Annotated in this window: 16 protein-coding genes; 6 read left to right on the top strand and 10 right to left on the bottom strand. The window is 39.7% G+C overall.

Going from position 1 to position 21,156, the window contains the following annotated elements; all coding sequences use genetic code 11:
• Positions 1–28 precede the first annotated feature (28 nt).
• Positions 29–3,142, bottom strand: coding sequence for a type VI secretion system Vgr family protein (locus tag J2Y37_RS00780; RefSeq protein ID WP_349031513.1), 3,114 nt, complete (start codon positions 3,140–3,142; stop codon positions 29–31).
• 290 nt (positions 3,143–3,432) lie between these two features.
• On the opposite strand from J2Y37_RS00780, the gene J2Y37_RS00775 reads away from it, so the two are divergent.
• Together J2Y37_RS00775 and J2Y37_RS00770 are read left to right on the top strand one after the other, a co-directional pair.
• Positions 3,433–4,311 (top strand): homocysteine S-methyltransferase family protein, encoded by an 879-nt coding sequence (locus J2Y37_RS00775; RefSeq protein ID WP_349031512.1) that lies wholly within the window; start codon positions 3,433–3,435, stop codon positions 4,309–4,311.
• A 9-nt stretch (positions 4,312–4,320) separates the two neighbouring features.
• Entirely contained in the window at positions 4,321–5,649 is a 1,329-nt protein-coding gene (locus tag J2Y37_RS00770) for a basic amino acid/polyamine antiporter (protein WP_349031511.1), read from the top strand.
• A 134-nt stretch (positions 5,650–5,783) separates the two neighbouring features.
• Here J2Y37_RS00770 and J2Y37_RS00765 read toward each other — a convergent pair whose 3' ends face one another.
• The 4 genes from J2Y37_RS00765 to J2Y37_RS00750 form a co-directional block, all read right to left on the bottom strand.
• Complete coding sequence (locus tag J2Y37_RS00765) at positions 5,784–8,033, bottom strand: TonB-dependent hemoglobin/transferrin/lactoferrin family receptor (protein ID WP_349031510.1); 2,250 nt, start codon at positions 8,031–8,033, stop codon at positions 5,784–5,786.
• A 550-nt stretch (positions 8,034–8,583) separates the two neighbouring features.
• Positions 8,584–10,086, bottom strand: coding sequence for a tripartite tricarboxylate transporter permease (locus J2Y37_RS00760; RefSeq protein WP_005196434.1), 1,503 nt, complete (start codon positions 10,084–10,086; stop codon positions 8,584–8,586).
• A gap of 13 nt (positions 10,087–10,099) precedes the next feature.
• The gene (locus tag J2Y37_RS00755) at positions 10,100–10,543 is read right to left on the bottom strand and encodes a tripartite tricarboxylate transporter TctB family protein (RefSeq protein WP_005196430.1); all 444 of its coding nucleotides are present in this window, start codon (positions 10,541–10,543) and stop codon (positions 10,100–10,102) included.
• A 58-nt stretch (positions 10,544–10,601) separates the two neighbouring features.
• Positions 10,602–11,594, bottom strand: a complete 993-nt coding sequence (locus J2Y37_RS00750) for a tripartite tricarboxylate transporter substrate binding protein (protein WP_349031509.1) — start codon at positions 11,592–11,594, stop codon at positions 10,602–10,604.
• Between the two features lie 736 nt (positions 11,595–12,330).
• Between J2Y37_RS00750 and J2Y37_RS00745 the strand changes: the two genes are divergently transcribed.
• Both J2Y37_RS00745 and J2Y37_RS00740 read left to right on the top strand, forming a co-directional pair.
• Positions 12,331–13,260 (top strand): LysR family transcriptional regulator, encoded by a 930-nt coding sequence (locus J2Y37_RS00745; protein WP_349031508.1) that lies wholly within the window; start codon positions 12,331–12,333, stop codon positions 13,258–13,260.
• 455 nt (positions 13,261–13,715) lie between these two features.
• The gene (locus tag J2Y37_RS00740) at positions 13,716–14,507 is read left to right on the top strand and encodes a substrate-binding domain-containing protein (protein WP_005196420.1); all 792 of its coding nucleotides are present in this window, start codon (positions 13,716–13,718) and stop codon (positions 14,505–14,507) included.
• Positions 14,508–14,919: 412 nt separating this feature from the next.
• Here the strand turns inward: J2Y37_RS00740 and J2Y37_RS00735 are convergent, their stop codons facing one another.
• Genes J2Y37_RS00735 through J2Y37_RS00715 form a run of 5 tightly spaced genes read right to left on the bottom strand, consistent with a single transcriptional unit; the run spans position 14,920 to position 19,515 of the window.
• Complete coding sequence (locus J2Y37_RS00735) at positions 14,920–15,789, bottom strand: metal-dependent hydrolase (protein ID WP_349031507.1); 870 nt, start codon at positions 15,787–15,789, stop codon at positions 14,920–14,922.
• Between the two features lie 32 nt (positions 15,790–15,821).
• Positions 15,822–17,054 carry an NADH:flavin oxidoreductase/NADH oxidase family protein gene (locus J2Y37_RS00730; protein ID WP_349031506.1) on the bottom strand — a complete coding sequence of 411 codons (1,233 nt, stop codon included), beginning with the start codon at positions 17,052–17,054 and terminating at the stop codon, positions 15,822–15,824.
• Positions 17,055–17,087: 33 nt separating this feature from the next.
• On the bottom strand, positions 17,088–17,951 hold the full coding sequence (locus J2Y37_RS00725) for a metal-dependent hydrolase (protein WP_349031505.1): 864 nt from the start codon (positions 17,949–17,951) through the stop codon (positions 17,088–17,090).
• A gap of 14 nt (positions 17,952–17,965) precedes the next feature.
• Positions 17,966–18,712 (bottom strand): acetoacetate decarboxylase family protein, encoded by a 747-nt coding sequence (locus J2Y37_RS00720; RefSeq protein ID WP_349031504.1) that lies wholly within the window; start codon positions 18,710–18,712, stop codon positions 17,966–17,968.
• The gene (locus J2Y37_RS00715) at positions 18,709–19,515 is read right to left on the bottom strand and encodes an SDR family oxidoreductase (RefSeq protein WP_349031503.1); all 807 of its coding nucleotides are present in this window, start codon (positions 19,513–19,515) and stop codon (positions 18,709–18,711) included. The genes J2Y37_RS00720 and J2Y37_RS00715 overlap by 4 nt, the downstream gene beginning before the upstream one ends.
• Positions 19,516–19,622: 107 nt before the next feature.
• On the opposite strand from J2Y37_RS00715, the gene J2Y37_RS00710 reads away from it, so the two are divergent.
• Positions 19,623–20,672 (top strand): helix-turn-helix domain-containing protein, encoded by a 1,050-nt coding sequence (locus J2Y37_RS00710; RefSeq protein ID WP_349031502.1) that lies wholly within the window; start codon positions 19,623–19,625, stop codon positions 20,670–20,672.
• Between the two features lie 144 nt (positions 20,673–20,816).
• Positions 20,817–21,068 carry a LysR substrate-binding domain-containing protein gene (locus J2Y37_RS00705; protein WP_349031840.1) on the top strand — a complete coding sequence of 84 codons (252 nt, stop codon included), beginning with the start codon at positions 20,817–20,819 and terminating at the stop codon, positions 21,066–21,068.
• The last annotated feature ends 88 nt before the right edge of the window (positions 21,069–21,156 follow it).

Raw genomic sequence — 21,156 nt, 5'->3', positions numbered from 1 at the left:
TTGAGTGAGTTTTGCTGAGGCTTGATCCTTAAAAAAAATCCATTCCCTGCGCCTTAATCATTTCAACAGATTGGTTTGGGTTTTTCACAACCTGCCCAAGGCTTCTGATTTGATCTGGAGATACATTTAAATTAAGTTGATTGGAAATCGCACTAAAAGCTGTATCTGTCACTTGGCTTTTGATTTGCCCAACAGTTTGGTCAACTAAATTATTGACTGTGTTTTTTCCAAGGTCTTTTAAACTATTTTTGTCCAGTGAAAGAAGACTATCTTTTAACTGTGACATGGCATTTTGTCCAAATGAACCCAAAGCATTTTTCATCAGCCCAGCAACACCAGAAACAGGCTCAGCCCATGTATAATCACGGCTAAAATCACTACTTTGCATCCATGCACTACTGTCATCTTTATCAAAAATCACTTTCGCTGGACCTGGTGCAATGCCTGTCACTTGAGCAAAACCACTTCCATCAAGCTTGCCTGTAATTTGCTTACCTAGTGAATCAATAATTTTATAACTATTTTGCTTAAAGAAGTTTTCACCGCCATAGCTTCTCAATAATTCCAATGCCCCTTTCATTGGTTTGGCCTTCGGTAACTGAGGAACATTAGCACTTGCACTCGCTCCCGCAGCAAACAAATGCTGCCCCGCTTTCACTTCAAACTTGCCGCCCGTGGACGGAAATACACCAGAGCCATTAATCTTGATCTGAGAACTGCCTGCTGTAATCACAATCTCTTTTGGACTGGTGATATAGATGGCATCTTCAGTCGAAATGATTTGTATATCTTTACGGACAATGAAGTCAGCCCCATCATCTTGTGCCTGTAGCTCAAACTTGCCTTTTGCTGCAACTTGTTTAATCCCGCCTTGTGCTGCAAATAGGCTGATCTTTTGACTGGCTTGGGCAATCAAATTCTTTTGCGTGGTCAGGTTAATGCTATCGCCTGCAAATTGGTTCAGTTGTCCATCGGCGGAAAGGTGTATGTCTTCTGCTGTACTGAGTCCAATGCCATTTGGGGAACTGAGTAGTAATAAGGCTTTGTTAAATTTGGCAATATCCTGTTGGATGTCTTCTGCAAATGCTTTGAGTTGTTCTAAAGCTTCTAGTTCATCCGTCTGTTGGTTTTTTGCCACTTCACTCAAGGCTTTGGCATTGTTCTGGTTGCCTTCCAGTTGTTGTTTGGCTGTTTGCGCTTCAAGATGATCGCCTTGAGCTTGTTGTTGCGGATGGGTGGTGATCAATAAGCCTTCACCTGCTCGAATCGCACCCCATTGGTCAGTGCGGAGTTCAAAGCCTTCGCCTCGGTCGTCGCTTTCTGCTTGCGCTTTAGGATGGCTGAGTTTGCCGAGATTGAGTTGACTTGCCGCATGGCTGCTTTGTAGTTGAGCACTGATCTGTCCGGTGGTGTCGTCAAAGCGCAGTTGGTTGTAACCTGAGCCTTGGACTTCTTTGGATTTAATCCCTGCCAGTTTCTTAGTGTCGGGGAGTTGTCCTTGGTCATCGAATTTAGTCGGGCTGCGTTGTGCTTCGTGCAGTCGTCCTGTGACATAAGGTCGATCTATATTGCCATCAAAGAAGTCGATGACCACGATCTCACCAATGCGTGGCAGGAAGCGTGCCCCGTAGCCTTCACCAGCCCAAGGCGTCAGTACATCCACCCATGCTGAATCGGTGTCATTGTCGTTACTGCCTGCACCACCATCGTGGCTATGGTCGTCATTTCGGGTGAACAGGAAGCGGACTTTGATTCTGCCCCATTCATCGACATGAATTTCTTCGTTTTCAGGTCCAACTACTTTGGCACGTTGTGGGTTGGCTGCTGGACGGTGCTGCAGTGGATGGTATTCGGGTACCGTTTTGATGTTACGACGTTGTAGCGTCAGTTGGTTGGCTTGGCGTTCTGCTGGGTTTGTGTGCTTGTGGTCTTGCTGCCATTGGCTTTGAGTGATCAGGCTTTGGATTTGTTGGTTTAAGTCTTTGGGTAGGTTGTTTTGGTTGTAGTAGTTTTTAGCGATGATCAGAAATTCTTGGTCTGCCCCACTGTGTTGGTCAATTTCAGGGTGTTCGTTTAGTTTAAACCAGTAGCCCACTTGGGTATCGCGTACCGTGGTATTGGCGATAAACTGTTTGGCTTGAGCGTCATGGTAATGACCGAGGTTTTGGTTGAGTTTTTCAATTTGGTTGTTGCCTGATGCAGTTGCGCCATCTTCGCCTTTGAGGTCTTGCATCCATGCTGGGGTGAAGTGCCATGCATCTTCAAGTCCTAGGCTGGCATTGTCGTGTTGTCCGCTATGTTGATGGCTGCTTTGGACACTGCCTGCACCGTCTTCTTGTTCTAGGGCATCGGCTTGCCAGCGTTGGATATGCACTGCGGTCGGTTGTAGAGAGCGTTCAGCAATGAGGCTAGTCATGCTGTCAAATTGTTCGGTGGCACTGCTGCGGTGGTAGCGAATCGTTCTTCGATTTAAGGCTTGGTATTGGTTGTTATCGTCAATTAAACGCAGTTTTTGTGCTTGGATCGGGCTATTGCTGTTGGCAACAGTGAGTTGGGCTTCGTCGATGAGCCAGTTAATGCCTTCACTTCTGAGTAAGCGGGTAATGAAATCGTAGTCGCTTTCATTGGCTTGCATCACAAAGGGTCGGATGTCGTAGTCTTGTGTCACGCCGCTGATATCAAGCGTGAGGCTGGATGCGAATAAGGGACTGCGTTGTTGCCATTCTTTAAACAGGGTTTGAATAATATCCAGTACGGTTTTATTCATAAATACGCGGCTGTTACGGCGTTTATGCCAGAGTACGGTGGCATCTTGGAGTTTGAGTTTATATAGGGTCAAACTTCCATCAGATTGTCCTTGCACGGCTTCGGTAATAATACCTGTGGTTCTAAATAATGTGCCTGTGTCGGTGACTTGATCAATGGCGACTTGGCAACCAATGAATTGTTTTAATGGAATAGTGGCATTGGTTGATAGGCAAATCAGTTCCGCAGCTACGCCCTGATTAATGGCATGCTGACCTTGTATTTTTTGTAGGAACACTTCTGTGTTGAGCGCTTGATTGGCAAATTGAATATGTATCGCGCGTTTTTGGGCGGTTAAGCCAAGTTGTTCTAAAGCAAACTGAATCGTGTTAAGCATACTTTTTATTGAGTTCTTTTAAACTTGACGCGCATTTTACAGAAAAAATTGCGCTTGTGCTCAGACAGTTTCGTCTATTTGTGACAAATTATGTTCCCTCATCCATTTTTCTATTAATGCTCACTGGTGTTTTTTTCTTCAAGTTATTCATCTAACAAAAAGAGATAGATCAAAAAAAGCTATCAATTTTACGTGATATAGATATAAGAATATTTGGTCTTTTTGACCCTTAACACTTTATTTAGTTCAATTATAATTGCCCTCTTAAAAATTAAATATGATTTAACTTTATGAAAATATTAGATGGCGGTTTTGGTCGAGAACTTGCACGTAGAGGAGCACCTTTTCGTCAACCAGAATGGTCTGCTTTAGCTTTAACAGAAGCGCCAGAGATCGTAAAAGAGGTTCACTTAGATTTCATTCGAGCTGGTGCCGAAGTCATCACAACCAATAATTATGCTGTCGTTCCATTTCATATCGGTCAAGATAGATTCGACAATGAAGTTAGAGATCTAGTTCAAGTCGCAGTGAATCAAGCCAAACTGGCGGTCGCAGAAAGTGACAAAGATGTTTTAATTGCGGGTTGTTTGCCACCACTTTTTGGATCTTACCGTGCTGATTTATTTAAACAAGATGAGGCCAAAAGATTAGCAACGCCTATTATAGAAACACTTTCTCCTCATATCGATTTTTGGCTTGCTGAGACTCAATCATGTATTGCCGAAGTCGAAACTGTCCATGCTTTATTGCCAAAAGATGATCGAGAATTTTGGGTTTCTTTCACCCTTCAAGATGAAATCCAACAACAAAAGCCGCTTTTGCGTTCTGGTGAAAACATTGAACAAGTCGCAGAACTACTCAAGCGATTAAATGCAGATGCCGTGCTGTTTAACTGCTGCCAACCCGAAGTTATTTTACAAGCTATCTTAGAAATCAAAAAACTTCTGCCTGAGCATGTACAAATTGGTGCTTATGCCAACGCTTTTCCACCACAAAGCAGTGAAGCGACTGCCAATGATGGTTTAGATGAGGTACGTGCTGACTTAAATCCTGATCTATATTTAAAATTTGCCCAAGCGTGGAAAGATGCGGGCGCAACCCTGATTGGTGGTTGTTGTGGAATAGGGCCAGAACACATTGCAGCACTCTCCAAATTTTTTAAGCAGTAAACCGCTCTTATGTCTACCTCTAAAATTGGCCTACTTTCGTTAACCGCTCTTGTTTTTAGTTCAATGGTCGGTTCTGGTGTCTTTAGCCTTCCTCAAAATATGGCCTTTGTCGCCAATGGCGAAGCTTTATTAATGGCTTGGCTCATTACGGGCGTAGGAATTCTTTTTCTCGCCTTTGCTTTTTTATATTTAACTCGGCAACGCCCTGACCTAGACGGCGGTATCTATAATTATGCACGTGAAGGGTTCGGTGAACTTATCGGCTTCTGTTCCGCATGGGGTTATTGGCTGTGTACAACTATCGGTATTGTGGGATATGTGGTAATTGCGTTCTCTGCCGTGGGTATGTTTACAGACCGCCCAGACCATATCTATTTTGGTGAAGGAAACACCCTTTATGCGCTGATTGGCTCTTCAATTTTTGTGTGGATGGTACATTGGTTAGTAAGCCAAGGCATTAAAGAGGCTTCATTGGTCAATTTAATGGCCACCATTGCCAAAATCATTCCGATTGTGATCTTCATCATTTTTACTTTTCTTGCCTTCAACCTCGAACTTTTTAAGCTCAATTATTTTGATTTTTCATTACAAATGCCCGTGTGGGAACAAGTAAGAAACCTGATGCTGATTACACTTTGGGTATTTACAGGCATTGAAGGTGCTGTAGTTTTGTCATCCCGCGCCAAAAATCGAAATGACATTGGTCGCGCTACGATACTGGGTGTATTACTAGCATTAAGTTTCTACGTTTTGGTCACTGTGCTTTCCTATGGTGTAGCCAACCGCGCAGAATTGGCTGATATGCATAACCCATCGATGGCAACCATTTTAGAGCAGTTGATTGGCTTGCCGGGAACGATCATTATTACTTTAGGCTTGATTATTTCAGTATGTTCTTCTTATTTAAGCTGGACACTTTTTGCCACTGAGATTCCTTTCCTCGCTGCGAAAAATAAAGCATTCCCCCAGTTTTTCCTTAAGACTAACCGAAACAATGTCCCTATCGCATCATTGTGGTTAACCTCGATTGTGGTTCAGATTTCACTGATCGCGGTATGCTTTTTTGACAAAAACTACATGCAATTATTATTAATTTCATCAGTGATGATTTTATTACCTTACTTTCTCGTTTCCGCATTTTACTTAAAAGAATCATTGAGAAATAAGCGGTCTAAGCATATTTGGATCGCACTCATTGCTGTGCTATACGCCTCTTGGTTGCTTTATGCCGCAGGAATCTCACTGCTACTACTTTCAGGCTGCTTGTATTTAGTGGGTTTGTTTATCTTTTTTTATAGCAGATATGCAAATAAAAGAGCGAGCTACAGCAAATTATAGCTTTGATTTTCAATTCGTTAAGGATATTTTTGATTTAACAAAGCGGCGGTAGAAAACAAATAAAACCCCTTTTAAACAAGGGGTTTTATAACTTTTTAAAAGAAATTCAGCTCTAATTTAGCACTTAACCAAACTTAGAATTTTTGAGAAATACTGAGTTTATAATCTCGCCCTGTACCCGTCATATACTCCCCTAAATACATCTTGTAATCTCGATTAAATAAATTATCTATCGAAAGATTTAAGGCTGGCCCTTTTTCTCCAACAGGCTGCCAGTCGATGTAAACCCCATGCAGTGAATATCCTTTGGTTTTGGGTAAAGAAAACGAGGATGCGGCAATCGACTTATCATTATCGGAAAGACTGCGATCTTGTGCAGCAACAAATATTCCTCGCCAGCCCATCGTTAGGTGATGCTCTGGAACATTGACACCTAAGGTTGCTGTTGCTTTCTTCGGTGGAATATCTGTCATCCATGTTTTTTGATCGAACCATGGGTTCACGGGAGAATTATCACGTTGTCCCCGAATATATGAATAGGTTAAACCTGTAAACCAAGTCGGCTGATTATAGAAAATCTCCGCCTCATACGCTTTGATCGTATAGTCTGTGACATTGCGATAGAAGCCATGATGATAATTCCCATTACAATCATTGATGCTGCCATTGCCACCATTGGCATTATTTTCTGCTTGTGCTTTACAGAAAGTCGATCGGTTACGAAAGATTTCATCACCACCGCGATTACGGTGATAAGTCAGACGAACTTGTAGATGATCATCTGTCGCAAAGATATCATCAAAATTCATTTCACTTCCTAGACGGATCGCCAGCATTTTCTCTGGCAATAAATAACGACTGGTTGATGGTACCGAAGTCATGGCTGATTGCACATAATATTGTTCGTCTACGCGTGGGGCGCGCCATGTTTTACTGATATTGGCAAACCAAGTCAAATAGTCCGCCTGCTTCCATGCCAATGCTAATCTTGGCGACCAACCTGTATAAGTTTTACTAGAATAATCATGCCCTGCACTTGGATCATTGAAACGTGGTGCGCGGTTTGGAGTGCCTGTATTGGTAATATGATCGTAGCGAATCGAAGGAGTAATCGTGAAATCGTTGATTTGATACTGGTCTTCTACAAACGCACTCAACATCTGCTGATGCCCTGATGGCATATAGTTCGGCTCATAATAGCCAAAGTTATAATCAGGTTTATTTGAATTATTCTTATCGTAAAGAAGTGAGTTCTGTTCCATTTTTTGATATTGCGTACCCACTTTTAATTTATGCGTACCGTATTGGGTTTCAATATTGCTAATGTTACTGAGCTTAAATGCAGTATTAGTATACTTCACCCAACTTTCATTACCCAATAATGCTGCAGAAGCATTAACACTAGGTAATCTTTGGTCGTGTTGATCCGTCTTGGAATAGGATGCAACGGCTTTCAAATTTAGATATGGATTTGATTCTGGATTGAGTTCATAGCCAATCGAATAGCTGGTATCGTTCTGATCACGATAAACCAGACGGCGTTTCCAAGCTTCCTCATAACCATATTTTTTAATATCTGCCTCAGTTGGTACAGCGTCTTGATCACGCATGGCCGCAAATGGTTCCCAACCTTTATGACCACTTTGCATCGCATTTAGCGTAATTTTTTGGCTGTCTGTAGGATGAAAATTAAGCTTAGCTAAATAGGTATTTTGCTCTTGTGCAGAGTATAGAAATTTGCTGCCGTCTGCGCGTTTCACATCCCCACTATCTCGATTGGTATAGTACAACATCCCATCAGCCAGACCATTTTCAGTCTGACCATAAACTGCCCCAGTATAGGTATTTTGTGCATTGTTTGAGAAGCGTGAATACTTTAAAAAAGCACCGACATTGTTATCACCAATAAGTAAATCAGCTGCGTCTTTGGTTTCTAAAGTGACTTTACCGCCGAAGCCACCATTTCCTACTTCAACATTATGTGGACCTTTATCTACAGTAATTTTCTTTAAAATTTCTGGTTCAATAAAAACCGAACCTTGACGATATTTATCAAAACTTTTAATCGAATCATCCAAGCTAATCGGCACATCCTCAACGCCACCCATCCCAAGGATATTGATCGTTTGACCACCCGGTCTTGGTGAACCTGCAGAACCAACACTTGGCATGTTATCCAATAATTGCGCAACATTATTGGCTTGATAACGATCAATCGCTTTTTGGTTTAAAACACTTTGCCCAAACTGAATGGTATCTTCTGTTTCAGCTTGTACAACAATCGGATTCATCTGATAAATTTGATTCTGAGCATTCACATTCGCTACACGTTTATCTTCAGTCTCTATCGGAGGCTTTGAGCTTTCTGCGTAAGTCTGAGACATGAGCCCCATTGATAAAACAATTGCGATAGCCAATGCATGTGGTTGGAGAAGTGTATGAGTGTTGGGAGATTTGGACATATAGGTTCACTAAATTTAATCAAGATCATGAGTTGTTCTAAACACAACTGACCTCTAAGCTAGAAAAATTGAAATCAATAACTTATTTGAAGTACGTTATCGCATCACTATTTCTTAAAGCAAAGACCGTCTGAGAATGGTTAAAAATGCATAACATTAGAATAAACAATGCAACACAGCATTAATGATATTAATTATCATTTACATTAATGTATTTGTAAATGGATTATTATGATTTTTAAAGGTTTTCTGCCTCACATTTTTTAACCAGACGTTCAAAATGTTTTTCTATGATGCACTTGCCCATTGAATGTTCGATTGATTTGTATACAGGCTTATTCATTTGAGAATTTTTTTCTGAATAACCCCTTAGAGATAAGTTTGTGCAACAAAGCCCAAAGTAACTAAAAAATTCAATCAGATTTAGTTTTATATTCATTAAAAAAGGTCAGGAATCCTGACCTTAAAGACGTTACTTATGCATATTTTTCTTAATGAATAAGTATTTTCTTACAAAAGGTAATATCAAGAGCAGTCCAGACATAACCCATAACCCTATACTTATATTGCTACCCCACAAAATGCTTAACTCACCATGGGAAATAGAAAGCGCACGGCGTAGATTTGACTCCATCAATTCACCGAGAACAAAACCTAAAATTAAGGGTGCCAATGGAAAATCGAATTTCCTCAATACATAACCAACAACGCCTAAGCCAATGCAAAGTAATAAATCAAAGATCGTACTATGAATTGCATAAACACCCACAAAGCTAACAGTTGCAATCACGGGGATAAGAATATAGTTAGGAATATTGAGTAACTTGGCAAAAAAGCCAACCAACGGCAAATTCAGGACCAGAAGAATAATATTCCCAACCATGAGTGAAGCAATCAGTGCCCAGACTAATACGGGTTGCTCTGAAAATAATTGAGGACCCGGCGTAATATTATACAAAGTCAAAGCGCCCATCATAACGGCAGTCGTACCCGAACCCGGTACACCCAAGGTTAACATTGGAATAAATGATCCACAGGCAGCAGCATTATTCGCACTTTCGGGAGCAGCCAATCCTCTTAGATCACCCTGACCAAACTTACCTTTTTCACCAGCCAATTTACGTTCAGTGGTATAGGCCATAGCACTCGCAACGCTGGCACCCGCACCTGGTAAAATTCCTGAGAAAAATCCAATTAACGAACTTCGCATGATCGTTGCTAAAGAACTCATAAGCTCTTTAAAGTTGAATAAAGATCTCTTACCTTGAGCGAGTACTACTTTTCCAATGGTTGTTCTTTCAAGTAACAGAAGGATTTCACTGACACTAAATAAGCCGATCACAATTGTTGTAAATGCGATGCCATCACTTAAACCAACACTATCAAAGGTAAAGCGATAGACACCTGTGATCGCATCCATCCCAACCGTTGATAAACCTAAGCCCATTAAAGCCATGATTAATGTTTTAAAAGGTTGTGTACTCACTAAGCCAGTTAAACACACGATCGCAAAGACCATCAAAGCAAAGTATTCAGCAGGTCCAAATGCAATTGCCCAGTTTGCGAGAATAGGCGCAAAGAAAACAATTCCAATAAAGGCAACCAAGCTTCCAATAAATGAGCTTACGGATGAAAGGGATAGCGCAATGCCCGCTTTGCCTTGCTGTGCTAAAGGATAACCATCCAAAGTGGTCATAATTGCACCTGCATCACCGGGAACATTAATCAAAATTGCTGATATTCGCCCCCCATATTCGCAACCGAGATAAACTGCGGAAAGTAAGATCAAAGCACTTTCCACAGGTAAACCCAACGCGTATGCAAACGGTAAAAGTATGGCAACACCGTTAATAGGCCCTAAGCCCGGCAGCAATCCCACAATCGTCCCAATAAATGCACCAATAAATGCGATTAATAAGTTCTGTGGCTGCAATGCAACTTCAAAACCGGTCATTAAAAAACTTAATATGTCCATAAAGTTGTCATCCTTAACCCAACAGTCCCATTGGTAATGGCACATCTAATACACGGTCAAATAAATAATAAGTTGTAATACCTAAAATACAGGCGGTGATAATGGTGGGAAGTGTTTTCCCTTTAAACAGTTTTCCGAGCGCGATCGTCAGTAGTGTTGTTGCAATAATGAATCCCAACAACTCAAATAAAGCGGCATACAAGGTCAACGCAAGTGCACACAATGCAATTTTAAAAACTAAATGTTTGCTCCAACCCAGCTCAACTGGTTCAAACATAATCGAGGGTCTAACCGTCAAATAAGTTGCGCTTGCAGTGATCAGTCCCATAATCAAAATTGGAAAGGCTCTAGGGCCAACAGAGTCATAGGAAATTGGGGCATCAAAGTTACTTGCATAAATCACCAAACCCAAACCACAAAGGGCAATAATCCCCGTTAGGATACGTTCTGATTTCATCACTATTCCTTAACACAACAAAAAGTACCAAACCTGTGGTCTGGTACTTATTCATTGATTATTTTGATAATTTATATTCAGCAGATAATTGACGCATTTGGTCAGTTTGCTTATAAACATAAGCTGTGATTTGGTCGCCAGTCAGTGCAAATGGCAAAAGATCTTGATTATTACGAACGGTTTCGAATTTTTTGTTTTCCATCATTTTATCAAATGAGGTTTTCCACCATTGATAAGCATCATCACTGACTTTAGGACCCATATAAAAGCCGCGAATCACGGGCCATTCAATATCATAGCCCTGCTCTTTCGCAGTTGGTAAGTTTGAAAATTTGCCTTGTAAACGCTCATTTGCAAATACAGCAAGCACTCGTATTCTTCCCGCTTCTAAATTTGAACTGACTTCACTGATATTTCCAACCGCCACTTTGACATGCTGACCTAAAAGTGCCGTTAAAACCTCGCCACCTCCCTCCAAAGCAACAAAGCTCATATCAGTTGGATTAATTCCTGCCTTTTTGGCAAGCATTGCTGATTGCATCCAATCCTGACCACCTACACTTCCAGCACCACCAAAACTAATTCCCTTAGGATTTTTTTGTAGATCCTTTATCAGATCATCTAAAGTTTGGTAGGGAGAATCTTTATGCACGGCGACCAGACCATAATCGACGGCAACACCTGAAAGCCATTTCACATCTTTCTCTGTAAAATTTCCAAATTTACCTTGGGCGAGATTAAGTAATGACCCTGTGGAAAATGCAATCACTGCCTCATTATTGGCAGGGTCATTGCCTACAATTTTATTATAAGCAACCGCTCCTACACCGCCGGGCATATAAGTCACACGAATTGGATCATTCAAAACCTCAGTTTCTTTAAAACCTGATTGGATCAATTTGCAAGTCATATCCAGACCACCACCGGGCTTTGCAGGGGCAATACATTCAGGACGTTTAGGCTGCCCCACTTCCTTTGCAGCACTACCTGTATTACATCCAGTAAAAATCAAGCTCGAACATGCCACTAAAGCGAATGAAAGTTTTTTCATTATAAAAATATCCTTTAAGTCATCCATTACAGTTTTTCCTACTACCATTTGGGGACCTCCATGGCCTTTGTTTGGTCTTGGTGATTTGAACTTTTTTGAAATTCTTTTTTAAACAGTGGGTTTTAACCTAACAATAAAAAATGAGGCCTCAACCCAACTGAAATTGGCGTTATTAGTAACTTTTTATAGATATAAGCAAATACCGTGAATACGATAAAATTCGTATGCGTTTCTAAACTAACTTTTGTCTTTGTATGATGAGTATCCACAGCAAATTCATGTGACTTTGCACATTCACAAGCATGCAAACATTTCTGGTTTAACGCAGCATTCCCGCTGCCAACAATGAGAACATCGTGCATCGATCTCTTCCCTCTCAAATTTTCCTTACTTTAATTTGAAAAAGGGAACTTCTGTGATAGCGAGGAATTAAAGGGGTATTTAATTATTTTAAATAGTGTTGAATTTCATAGTGTTTTTCATTAATTAGATCCACAAAAAATAAAAATAAAATATTGTTTTAATTTAAGTAATATAAAAAAACTAACAAAAATATTATTTTTAAAAATATGCCCTAAATCTTTAGAACTAAGAAATTGCATTCTCTTGACTCAAGATCAATATATTTTTTGCTTGAATAATCATTAATTTTGTAGACACTGTTAAAGTTATATTACTTGATATGTTGAGTAATATTTTTTGAAAAATTTAACATGGATGCTTAGAGAATTTTTTCATGGAAATTAAACAAATAAAATACTTTTTAACAGTGGTTGAAGCTGGAAGTATTGGAAAAGCTGCCCAAAAACTTGATATTGGTGCATCGGCTATTAGTCAGCAGATCAGTAAGCTTGAGCAAGAATTAAGTATACGTTTATTACAGCGGAATGCTTTTGGAGTATCACCAACACCAGCAGGACTCGCATTTTTAAAACATTCACAATTAATTCTAAGACAGATCAACTTTGCAATTGATGCGGCACACTCAGCAAGACTTTCAGGCCATGTCAGTATTGGTTTACCCCCAACAATTACGGCTTTATTGGGAATACCATTAATGAAATTGATGTCAGAACGCTATCCTGATATCCGTCTTGAAATGATAGAAACCTTATCAGGTAATCTGATACAAGCGATTAATTCACGTCAACTTGATCTCGCCATTATTTTTACCAATGAAGTAGACAGGCAATGGTCTATACAACCATTGGTTAGAGAGCAAATGTATTTAATGGGACGTAGAGAAGTGTTAGAAAAACATCATCTTAATGACTGTATCAATAGTGGTGTGATTCAGTCTCAGCACATCGGTGATATCCCCTTAGTTCTACCTCGTCAAAGACATAGTTTGAGAAAGTTCTTGGAACATAAGATTGGTGTAGTGAACGTTGCTTATGAGATTGATGGTTTACATTTACTCATGGATAGTCTTATTCATCTGGACCTGGTAAGCATTCGTCCAGGGAGTGCTTGTCTACAAGAATATAAACATAAATTACAGCTACTTAAAATCGTAGACCCAGAAATTGAACGTATCAATTATTTAGTAAGTCTCGCCGAAGAACAATTGTCCCCTGCTGCATTAGCTGCTAAATCAGCCATAAAAGCTTGTGTTAAAACGCTTATACAAAATCAAAGCTGGCCATGTTCTGAATTAATTCTCTAGAACGCCATTAATTTTTTTAAACACCTCATTAGTTTTAGCTTCTCACTCCTAACTTTTATTTAGGTTTACATTCTTGATTGAGTAATAGACTTATTTCAAATTATTGAAATATTGGTGTCATGTTCAGCGTAAACATAAAGCATCACTCTTTTACTCAAAGGATTCTCTTTAATCTCATTTAAGTTGAATCAATTTGATTAAGCATCAGATCAGTCAAAGTAAAGCATAACAATATAGAACAAGGAGGTTTCTAAATGCCAATATATCAACACCCAAGCTAGTTTCTAACCCGTATCAGATCTCATACTAATTTTTATCTTGTGCTCTTTCATAACAACAGCGCCATGTCATGATGACGCTCAGGAAATAGTATTTAAAACAAAAATTTCGTTATTTATAAATAGTGTGATCGATCTAGTCATTTTCCATACTACGTCCAATTTAAGTGATATAACATGAAAAAATTTCCAGTCATAACAATTGTTTGCTTAGCAAGTTTTAGCTTCGGTTCAGTTGATGTTTATGCAGATACACTCAAGGTGATTAGTTCTGGTGGGTTTTATTCTTCCATGGAAAAACTCATCCCTCTTTTTGAGGAAAAAACAGGTCATACGATTGAGTTGTCTTCAGGTTCATCAATGGGAACGTCAACAACCTCAATTCCGAACCGATTAGAACGTGGTGAACAATTCGATGTTGTCATTCTTGCCTCTCCAGAACTAAACAAACTGATTGATAAAGGTTATCTTGACTCAAATATGCATGTCGATTTAGTGAACTCTAGCATTGGTATAGCGATTCCCAAAGGTGCTAAAAAGCCAGATATCAGTTCTGCTGAAAACTTTAAAAAGGCATTATTAAATGCACGTCAAATTGGGTATTCTGCGAGTGCAAGCGGAACACATCTTGAAAAAGATGTTTTTCCGAGTTTCCCACCTGTTGAATACAAAGTAATTGCCAATAAAGCTGAAAAAGTTGTAGGTGATCGGGTTGCTAAACGAGTAGCAGAAGGACAATTCGATATTGGTTTTCAACAAATTAGTGAAATCAAGCCCTTCACTGGCAAATATGGGCAAGTCGAGTTAGTTGGACCTATTCCAGCCCCTTTTCAAAAAGTAACTATATTCTCAGCAGGTATGGGAAAAAATTCTAACCATAAGGAACTAGCAAAGGAGTTAATCCAATTTGTGAAGTCTCCCCTAGCAACTCAAATTATCGATGATCAAGGTTTAGAACAAATCAAATAAGATTTTTTGATCTTACACAATGTAGTTGTGTACTTTGAATCTAAGCTATTTGACCCACAAAAAACTCCATCTTTGATTGAACTACACCCTCAAAGTTAGACAACATTCGTCTAATTTGCAGGGTGCTTTTTAATGGATTGGCCGTGCCAATTTCCCTCTCGACAATCATTTTGCTTCTGTTACTTTTTTTTGAGTGGTCGGTTAGTCTGTGAGAATAGCAATTCAAATATATTTTATGAGGTTCACAAAATCCTGACTCAGTAAATTCAAAAAGTTACTCCCAGCTCCTTATTTAATCGTGTTAGATAGTGAGTGGATAAGCTAGCTTTATAGAAATGATCAAGACAAGAAATATCCAGTTTTTCATGTTTAGCTTGTGATATTGGATTCATATTACAGTTTTCCTAAAAAATCATTTGAACTGTGGCATTAGATTTAAATATGCCAATGCCTGTTCCGTTGAACCTTCATGCAAGGGGCTATGCGTAGGATTGAAATAGCGTAAACAGGCTCGTAATATATACCCCACTCTAGGCACACGATCTTGTCTTGCTGCACGGAAATAATCTTTGAATCGAAATCGATGCGGTAATTGAGGATCCTTTGCGACCAAAGTTTCCACAGCTACATAGGCCAATAAGATAAATAAAGGGAAAGTAAAAACAGCTGTACCTGTTCGCAACACAATGTTATTGCTTAAGTGTCTAAACATGGCATCTGCCACTTCACGGTGTTCAACTTCTTCAGCACCATGCCATTGCAATAGACGTAGCATTTGCACATCTACAGGTGCTTCTTGTAGCCCTTGTGCATTTAGAACCCAATGCCCTAACACACCCGTTAAATGTTCAGCAGCGGCCACCATTGCTAAGCGTGTAGTTAACCAAATTGATTTTAAGCGTGGATGCTTCAATTCATAGCCTAATGGTTTTGGGCCAATCATGTCATTAAATATCCAATCCATCATCGTGGTATAACCACGTAAATCAATACCTAAAGCCTCTATATGTCGAGTCCCGAGAGTATGCCCATAACTATGAGCACCCTCTTGTTTAATAAACGCAATTGCGGCCTCTTTTAATTGTTCATCTTGAATAAATGGGAGCGCATCTCTAAATGTCTGACAGAACCAACGCTCTGATGCTGGTGTAATCGGATTAAGTGAATTTAATATTTGTGAAACTATTGGATCATCATAAATCCAGTGGTTGGGTGTTTGAGCAAAATCAAATATTGGACGTCGAGGAACAATGGTATGATTCTCTTTGAATAAACTATTCATGATAAAACTCTTTATATAATAAAGGCTGACTACTAACCCTGTGTCAAAATGTTAAACCCCATACGTGGACCAAATGCGATCAGGGTTTTAATTAATCCTTTAATGGCTTTAGGTTGCTGACCGCTACTAATTTTACGGAACTGAGCGGAATGCCAAGCCAGTTGCAGATAAGCATCTACTGGTTTATAGCCAAGATGAGGAATAGTCGCGGATTCTTTTACAGACTTTCCTGCCAATAGTTGTTTGGCTAAATCAGGTTGCAAAGCAAATGGCCGTGCCAAACCAATTAAATCTACTGTTCCATCAGCCACAATACGATTCATAAAATCAGCATCTCGCAGTCCGCCTGTCAGCATGATTAGTAATTTACTTTGTTTGCGAAGTGCAGTAGCGTAATCAAGAAAATATGCATCACGCTGTACAGAACGATCAGACGCATAGCCTAACTGCGCAGGGGATTCATAATTACCACCTGAAATCTCTAATAGATCGATGCCCTCAGCTTCCAGAGCTAAAGCAATTTTTATTGACTCTTCTTGACTCAAACCACCCTTTTGAAAATCAGCAGAGTTTAATTTGACGCTCAAGATTTTATTTTTACCAATCTCTTGGCGTACAGCTCTAACCGTTTCTATTAACATGCGTCGTCGATTTTCAGGATTTCCCCCCCATTGATCGGTACGAATGTTGGATAAAGGTGATAGAAATTGTGATAACAAATACCCATGTGCGGCATGGATTTGCACGCCGTCAAAACCCGCTTTTATAGCCAATGCAGCAGTGTTGGTAAAACGTTGAATCTGCTCCAAAATCTCAGAATCACTCATCGCACGTGGCATACGAATCACACTCATCATAGGCAAATCTAAGCCAACTGCTGAGGGTGCGATTGGTTTTTTTAACAAAGGTAAAACCGCAACACGACCAGGATGGTTAATTTGCATCATAATCTTACTGCCATTCGCCTGTGCAGCTTGCGCCCACAATCTATTTGCCTGTAAGAATTTTTCATCTTCGAGGACAACATTTCTGGGTTCAACAAAGGCACGGTGATCAATCATCACATTACCAGTGATTAAAAGCCCTGTACCGCCTCTCGCCCATGCAGCATAAAGTTGTTGTAAATCAGTAGTTGGCGAGCCATGTCGATTTGCCAACTGTTCACTCATCGCTGATTTTACAATTCGGTTTGGAATGCTGATCCCGCAAGCCAATTTAAGTGGTTGTTGCAAAGGGCTTAACTGTTTCGTTTGTGATTGTTTCATCGAATAGACCTATTTATTAAATTATGGTTGGAATTAAATAATTTGATATTTACGTTTTAACTGTTCTGCCTTCACTCGGTTATCGTGTTGCCATGGATGGAAGCCGAGTGCAAAAAAATCGAAATAATCTTGGCTGATTTGACGTAGAAGTCCATTTCGTCCAAATAAAAAACGTAAACCCTCATTCCAATTTTTCAAGTTTTTGCGTTGTCCAGAATGCTTTAATAACTCAAGCGTGCCTCTACTTGTGATGAACACAAAGAATAATGTGGTTTCTAGCATCACTAATCTTAAAAAATACGGACGATTCACTAATGATTGATAAACGTCAAAAGCCACTGCTTTGTGCTCAGTTTCTTCAATGGCATGCCATGCCCAGATTTTGCGTAAACCAATATCGAATTTATCCAAATCTTGGGTATTTTTACTGATGAAGTAATCAGCCATAATCGCCGTGAGGTGTTCCATACAAACGGTAGAAGCTAATTGATGTGCTGGACTAAAAGTCTGTTGCATCATCTTATTCATTTTCTTAAAACGCTTATAAATTCGATCAATCGGATAACCTCGTTTTCGCATTAAATCATTTAATTGATCATGCTCCTTACCATGATGGGCTTCCTGACCGATAAATGCCCTGACCTGCTTTAATAGCACTGGATCATCAATCTGCGATTGATAATTACGGACACTATGGATAAATTGCCGTTCTCCATCTGGAAAAGCACTAGATAAAGCAGCTAAAAAGCTTGTTAAAAAAGCATTATTTGCAAACCAAAACTCAGGAATTGCATCTGAGAAGCTTAAATTCAAACTCCGTACAGGAAAATCAATGCTTGCAGAAATCTGTTGAGGACTTAACTTTACATCTTTAGAAATCATATCGTTTGTAAGCATTGCTCATACTCCCCCTATAAGACACGTGGATTAAACTGACGCATCAGAAAAAGTGGTGTTCTAAAACGTGGAATTTGTATGGGTGGAATCAAACCACCAGATAAATCGCAACGATGTATCCGTGCTTCTACGACCTCACCTAAACCCATTTCATGCAACGGGTCATGCTCTGTACCTGTAAAGCGTAACTCCATCTCAACTTGACGGACTTCAATCGGATGTTCTTTAGGTGTAAAACGAACTTCCCTTGGTAATGCCAAACCTAAACCACCGGTGATATTACGATGCGGTAAACCTAAAATATGCGGCGCATCAGCGATGACACCTCCCAGTTTTGCATTCATTTCAATGAGCATGGTCCCACGACGTGAAGCGTGAGTGAGAATACGTGCCCCATCATTATTCCAACTGATTTCCCCCATTTTTTTCGGATAACCCAATAGCTCTCGACCTATAATCATGGCGCGGTCATCGTCTAGAATCATCCAAGGGCAAAAGATACCTGTTTTATTACCTACCTGAATATGTACGAATAAACCTGCTTCATGGTAAGCACCCGTATACACATTCTCTGGGAAATAAGCACAGAACAAATCAGCTCTAGCTGGTTTTGCCAATTTCATACCTGCTGGCAACCAACGTGCCATTTTCTTTTCATCGACTTCAAGTACCGCGGTTAAGTATTGGGCGTTGCGATACAGCTTATTTCCGAGGTTCGCCAAACCAATCGGTGTACTCAAATCATGAATCAACTGTCTCATGCTTTTAGCCTCAAAAAGATCTGTTTTAAAATCGGTAATAAAATGATGCGTGGTGTATATCTGCCTCCCAGCGTTTGTGCTTGTGCGACCAATCCCGGAATTACAATTCGTCGATTACATTCCATCCCTCGAATCGCTTCTGTGGCAACACGTTTTGCCGTCACCCACACCAAACTGCCACCCATACCATCGATTTTTGAGATGCCTGCCACTTCATTAAATTCTGTGATAGTTGGACCCGGTGCTAATAAGGTACAAGTCACACCAGTTCCATTTAGCTCACTATGTAAAGATTCAGCAAATGAGTTTGCAAAGGCCTTTGTCGCTGCATAGGTTGCATTTGCAGGTGTAGGTTGGTGACCCGAAGTAGATCCCACAATTAAGATTGCGCCACTTTTACGTTGAATCATCTTTGGTAAAACAGCTAAAGTCAGATCTTGCACCGCAACTACATTCACTTCTGTTTCTTCACGCTCTCGATCAGCATCCAATTCATGCAATCGACCAAAGGTGGCAAAGCCAGCGTTATTACATAAGATGGAAACATCTATCTTTTCTAATTCTTTTCGGAGTTGCGCTCTTTCATCACGATCAGCAAGATCACATGGGCGTAAATTCACTTCAACTTGATATTTTTGGCGCAAAGTCGCAGCTAGAATCTCTAATTTATCAACTCGTCTCGCAACCAAAATCAACGAATAACCACGTGCTGCGAATTGTTTGGTAAGTTCTTCACCTATACCAGATGAAGCACCTGTAATAACCACAGAAGCATCTTTTAACGGACGAGGTAAGCTCATCATCAATACTCAAATCAACAGAATGATCAGAGTATCAACGATATAAAACTTGAGCGTGAGACGAAGTTCAGACATACTACCAATCATTTTCGGCCAATATAAAAATAGAAATGAAAGATCCCTATGGATTATCAAAAGCCAGTATTCCTATTTCCTATGCCCATTTATTGCTAGAGATCATGGTCGAAAAAGGGTTTTCAGCATCCGAGATTTTGCATCAAAGTAAAATACCTTTAGCACTACTCAATCAATTAGATGCTCGCATCACACCTATTCAATGGTCAAAGCTAGCTTGGGTGAGTTTGACGCTAGCTCAAGATATTGGATTGGGATATGAATATGGATTAAAGCTTAGACTGACCGCGCATGGTCCGATGGGATATGCATTAATGAGTAGTCCGTCATTGCGCAATGCCCTAGAACTGGCAACGCAGTTTTTTAATATGCGATTAAAAGACTATAAAATTAATTTTTATGAAGAAAATAAAAAATCGATTATTGAAATAAAACAAACACATCCTGTTATTAGCCAACAACCTGAACAAGCTGAAATATTGAGACGTTTTTTTTATGAATGCTTAATGATTGGTGTTATTCAAACTGCTCAAGCATTAGCCAAACATGATTTATCAGATGTGGAACTTCGAGTGGACTGGTCTGAACCACCTTACCATCAAAATTTCTTACAACAATTACCCAAGATTCTTTTTAATCAAGAAAAAAATCAAATTTGTTATTCTTCTTCGATTATTGATTTGCCTACAAAAATGGCAGATCAAACCGCATTTCAATCAGCATTAGTTCAATGTGAAGCTGAACAAATCCGCTTTTCAGCACAAATCAAAGATATTGGTTTACGAGTCAAGACAGAATTAGTACTGACGCCTCATAAAGGCTATCCATCTTTAGATATAATTGCCCAACGTTTGCACATGTCTAACCGAACATTAAGAAGACATCTCAACGAAGTTGGCGTCTCATATCTTAGTTTATTAGATGAAGTAAAATATCAAGAAGCAGCGAGACTTTTATTGAGTAGTGATATGGAAATACAAGAAATTGCGATTTATTTAGGATATATCCAGCCTGCTAATTTTGCACGAGCATTTAAGAAATGGAGTGGAGTAACCCCTATTCAATTCCGTAAGCACATCAATTAAGTTGAATAGCTAGCAATTTAGTAAGTACCTTATAATTCGATAAATTCCAATTTATTTATGAGCCAAAGCTTGCAAATGATCTGCCCATTTAGCGTAGTCTGTAGAGTAATCCCTAACCCCGCGCCAAAGGCCATGAAGTAATAGATAGCGTTAGCCGTCAATGAGACTGAACTTTATATAAAAATGTGCCTTGAGGGATACGGAATAGCGCAACTTGCGGAAAGAATTGTATCGAAACACCTGAAAGAAAAGAGACTCATCGCGGTATTACAAGACTGGTATCCATCGCCTGTTTTAGTGACTTTACTTTACCCACATCAGCGTTTTCTTACACCAGCGGTACGCGTATTTTCAGACTGGATAGCCGAGTTACTCAAAGTACAAGTATTTACATGATCTATAAAGATTTGTGTCAATGTTCAGCTAAAATCAAAACAAAGACGCGATTGGTAGATATGCATCATTCAAAAATCCACTGACTATA

The sequence above is a fragment of the Acinetobacter sp. 3657 genome (assembly GCF_031456775.1).
Taxonomy (GTDB): domain Bacteria; phylum Pseudomonadota; class Gammaproteobacteria; order Pseudomonadales; family Moraxellaceae; genus Acinetobacter.
This window is presented reverse-complemented; position numbering and strand designations above follow the sequence as displayed.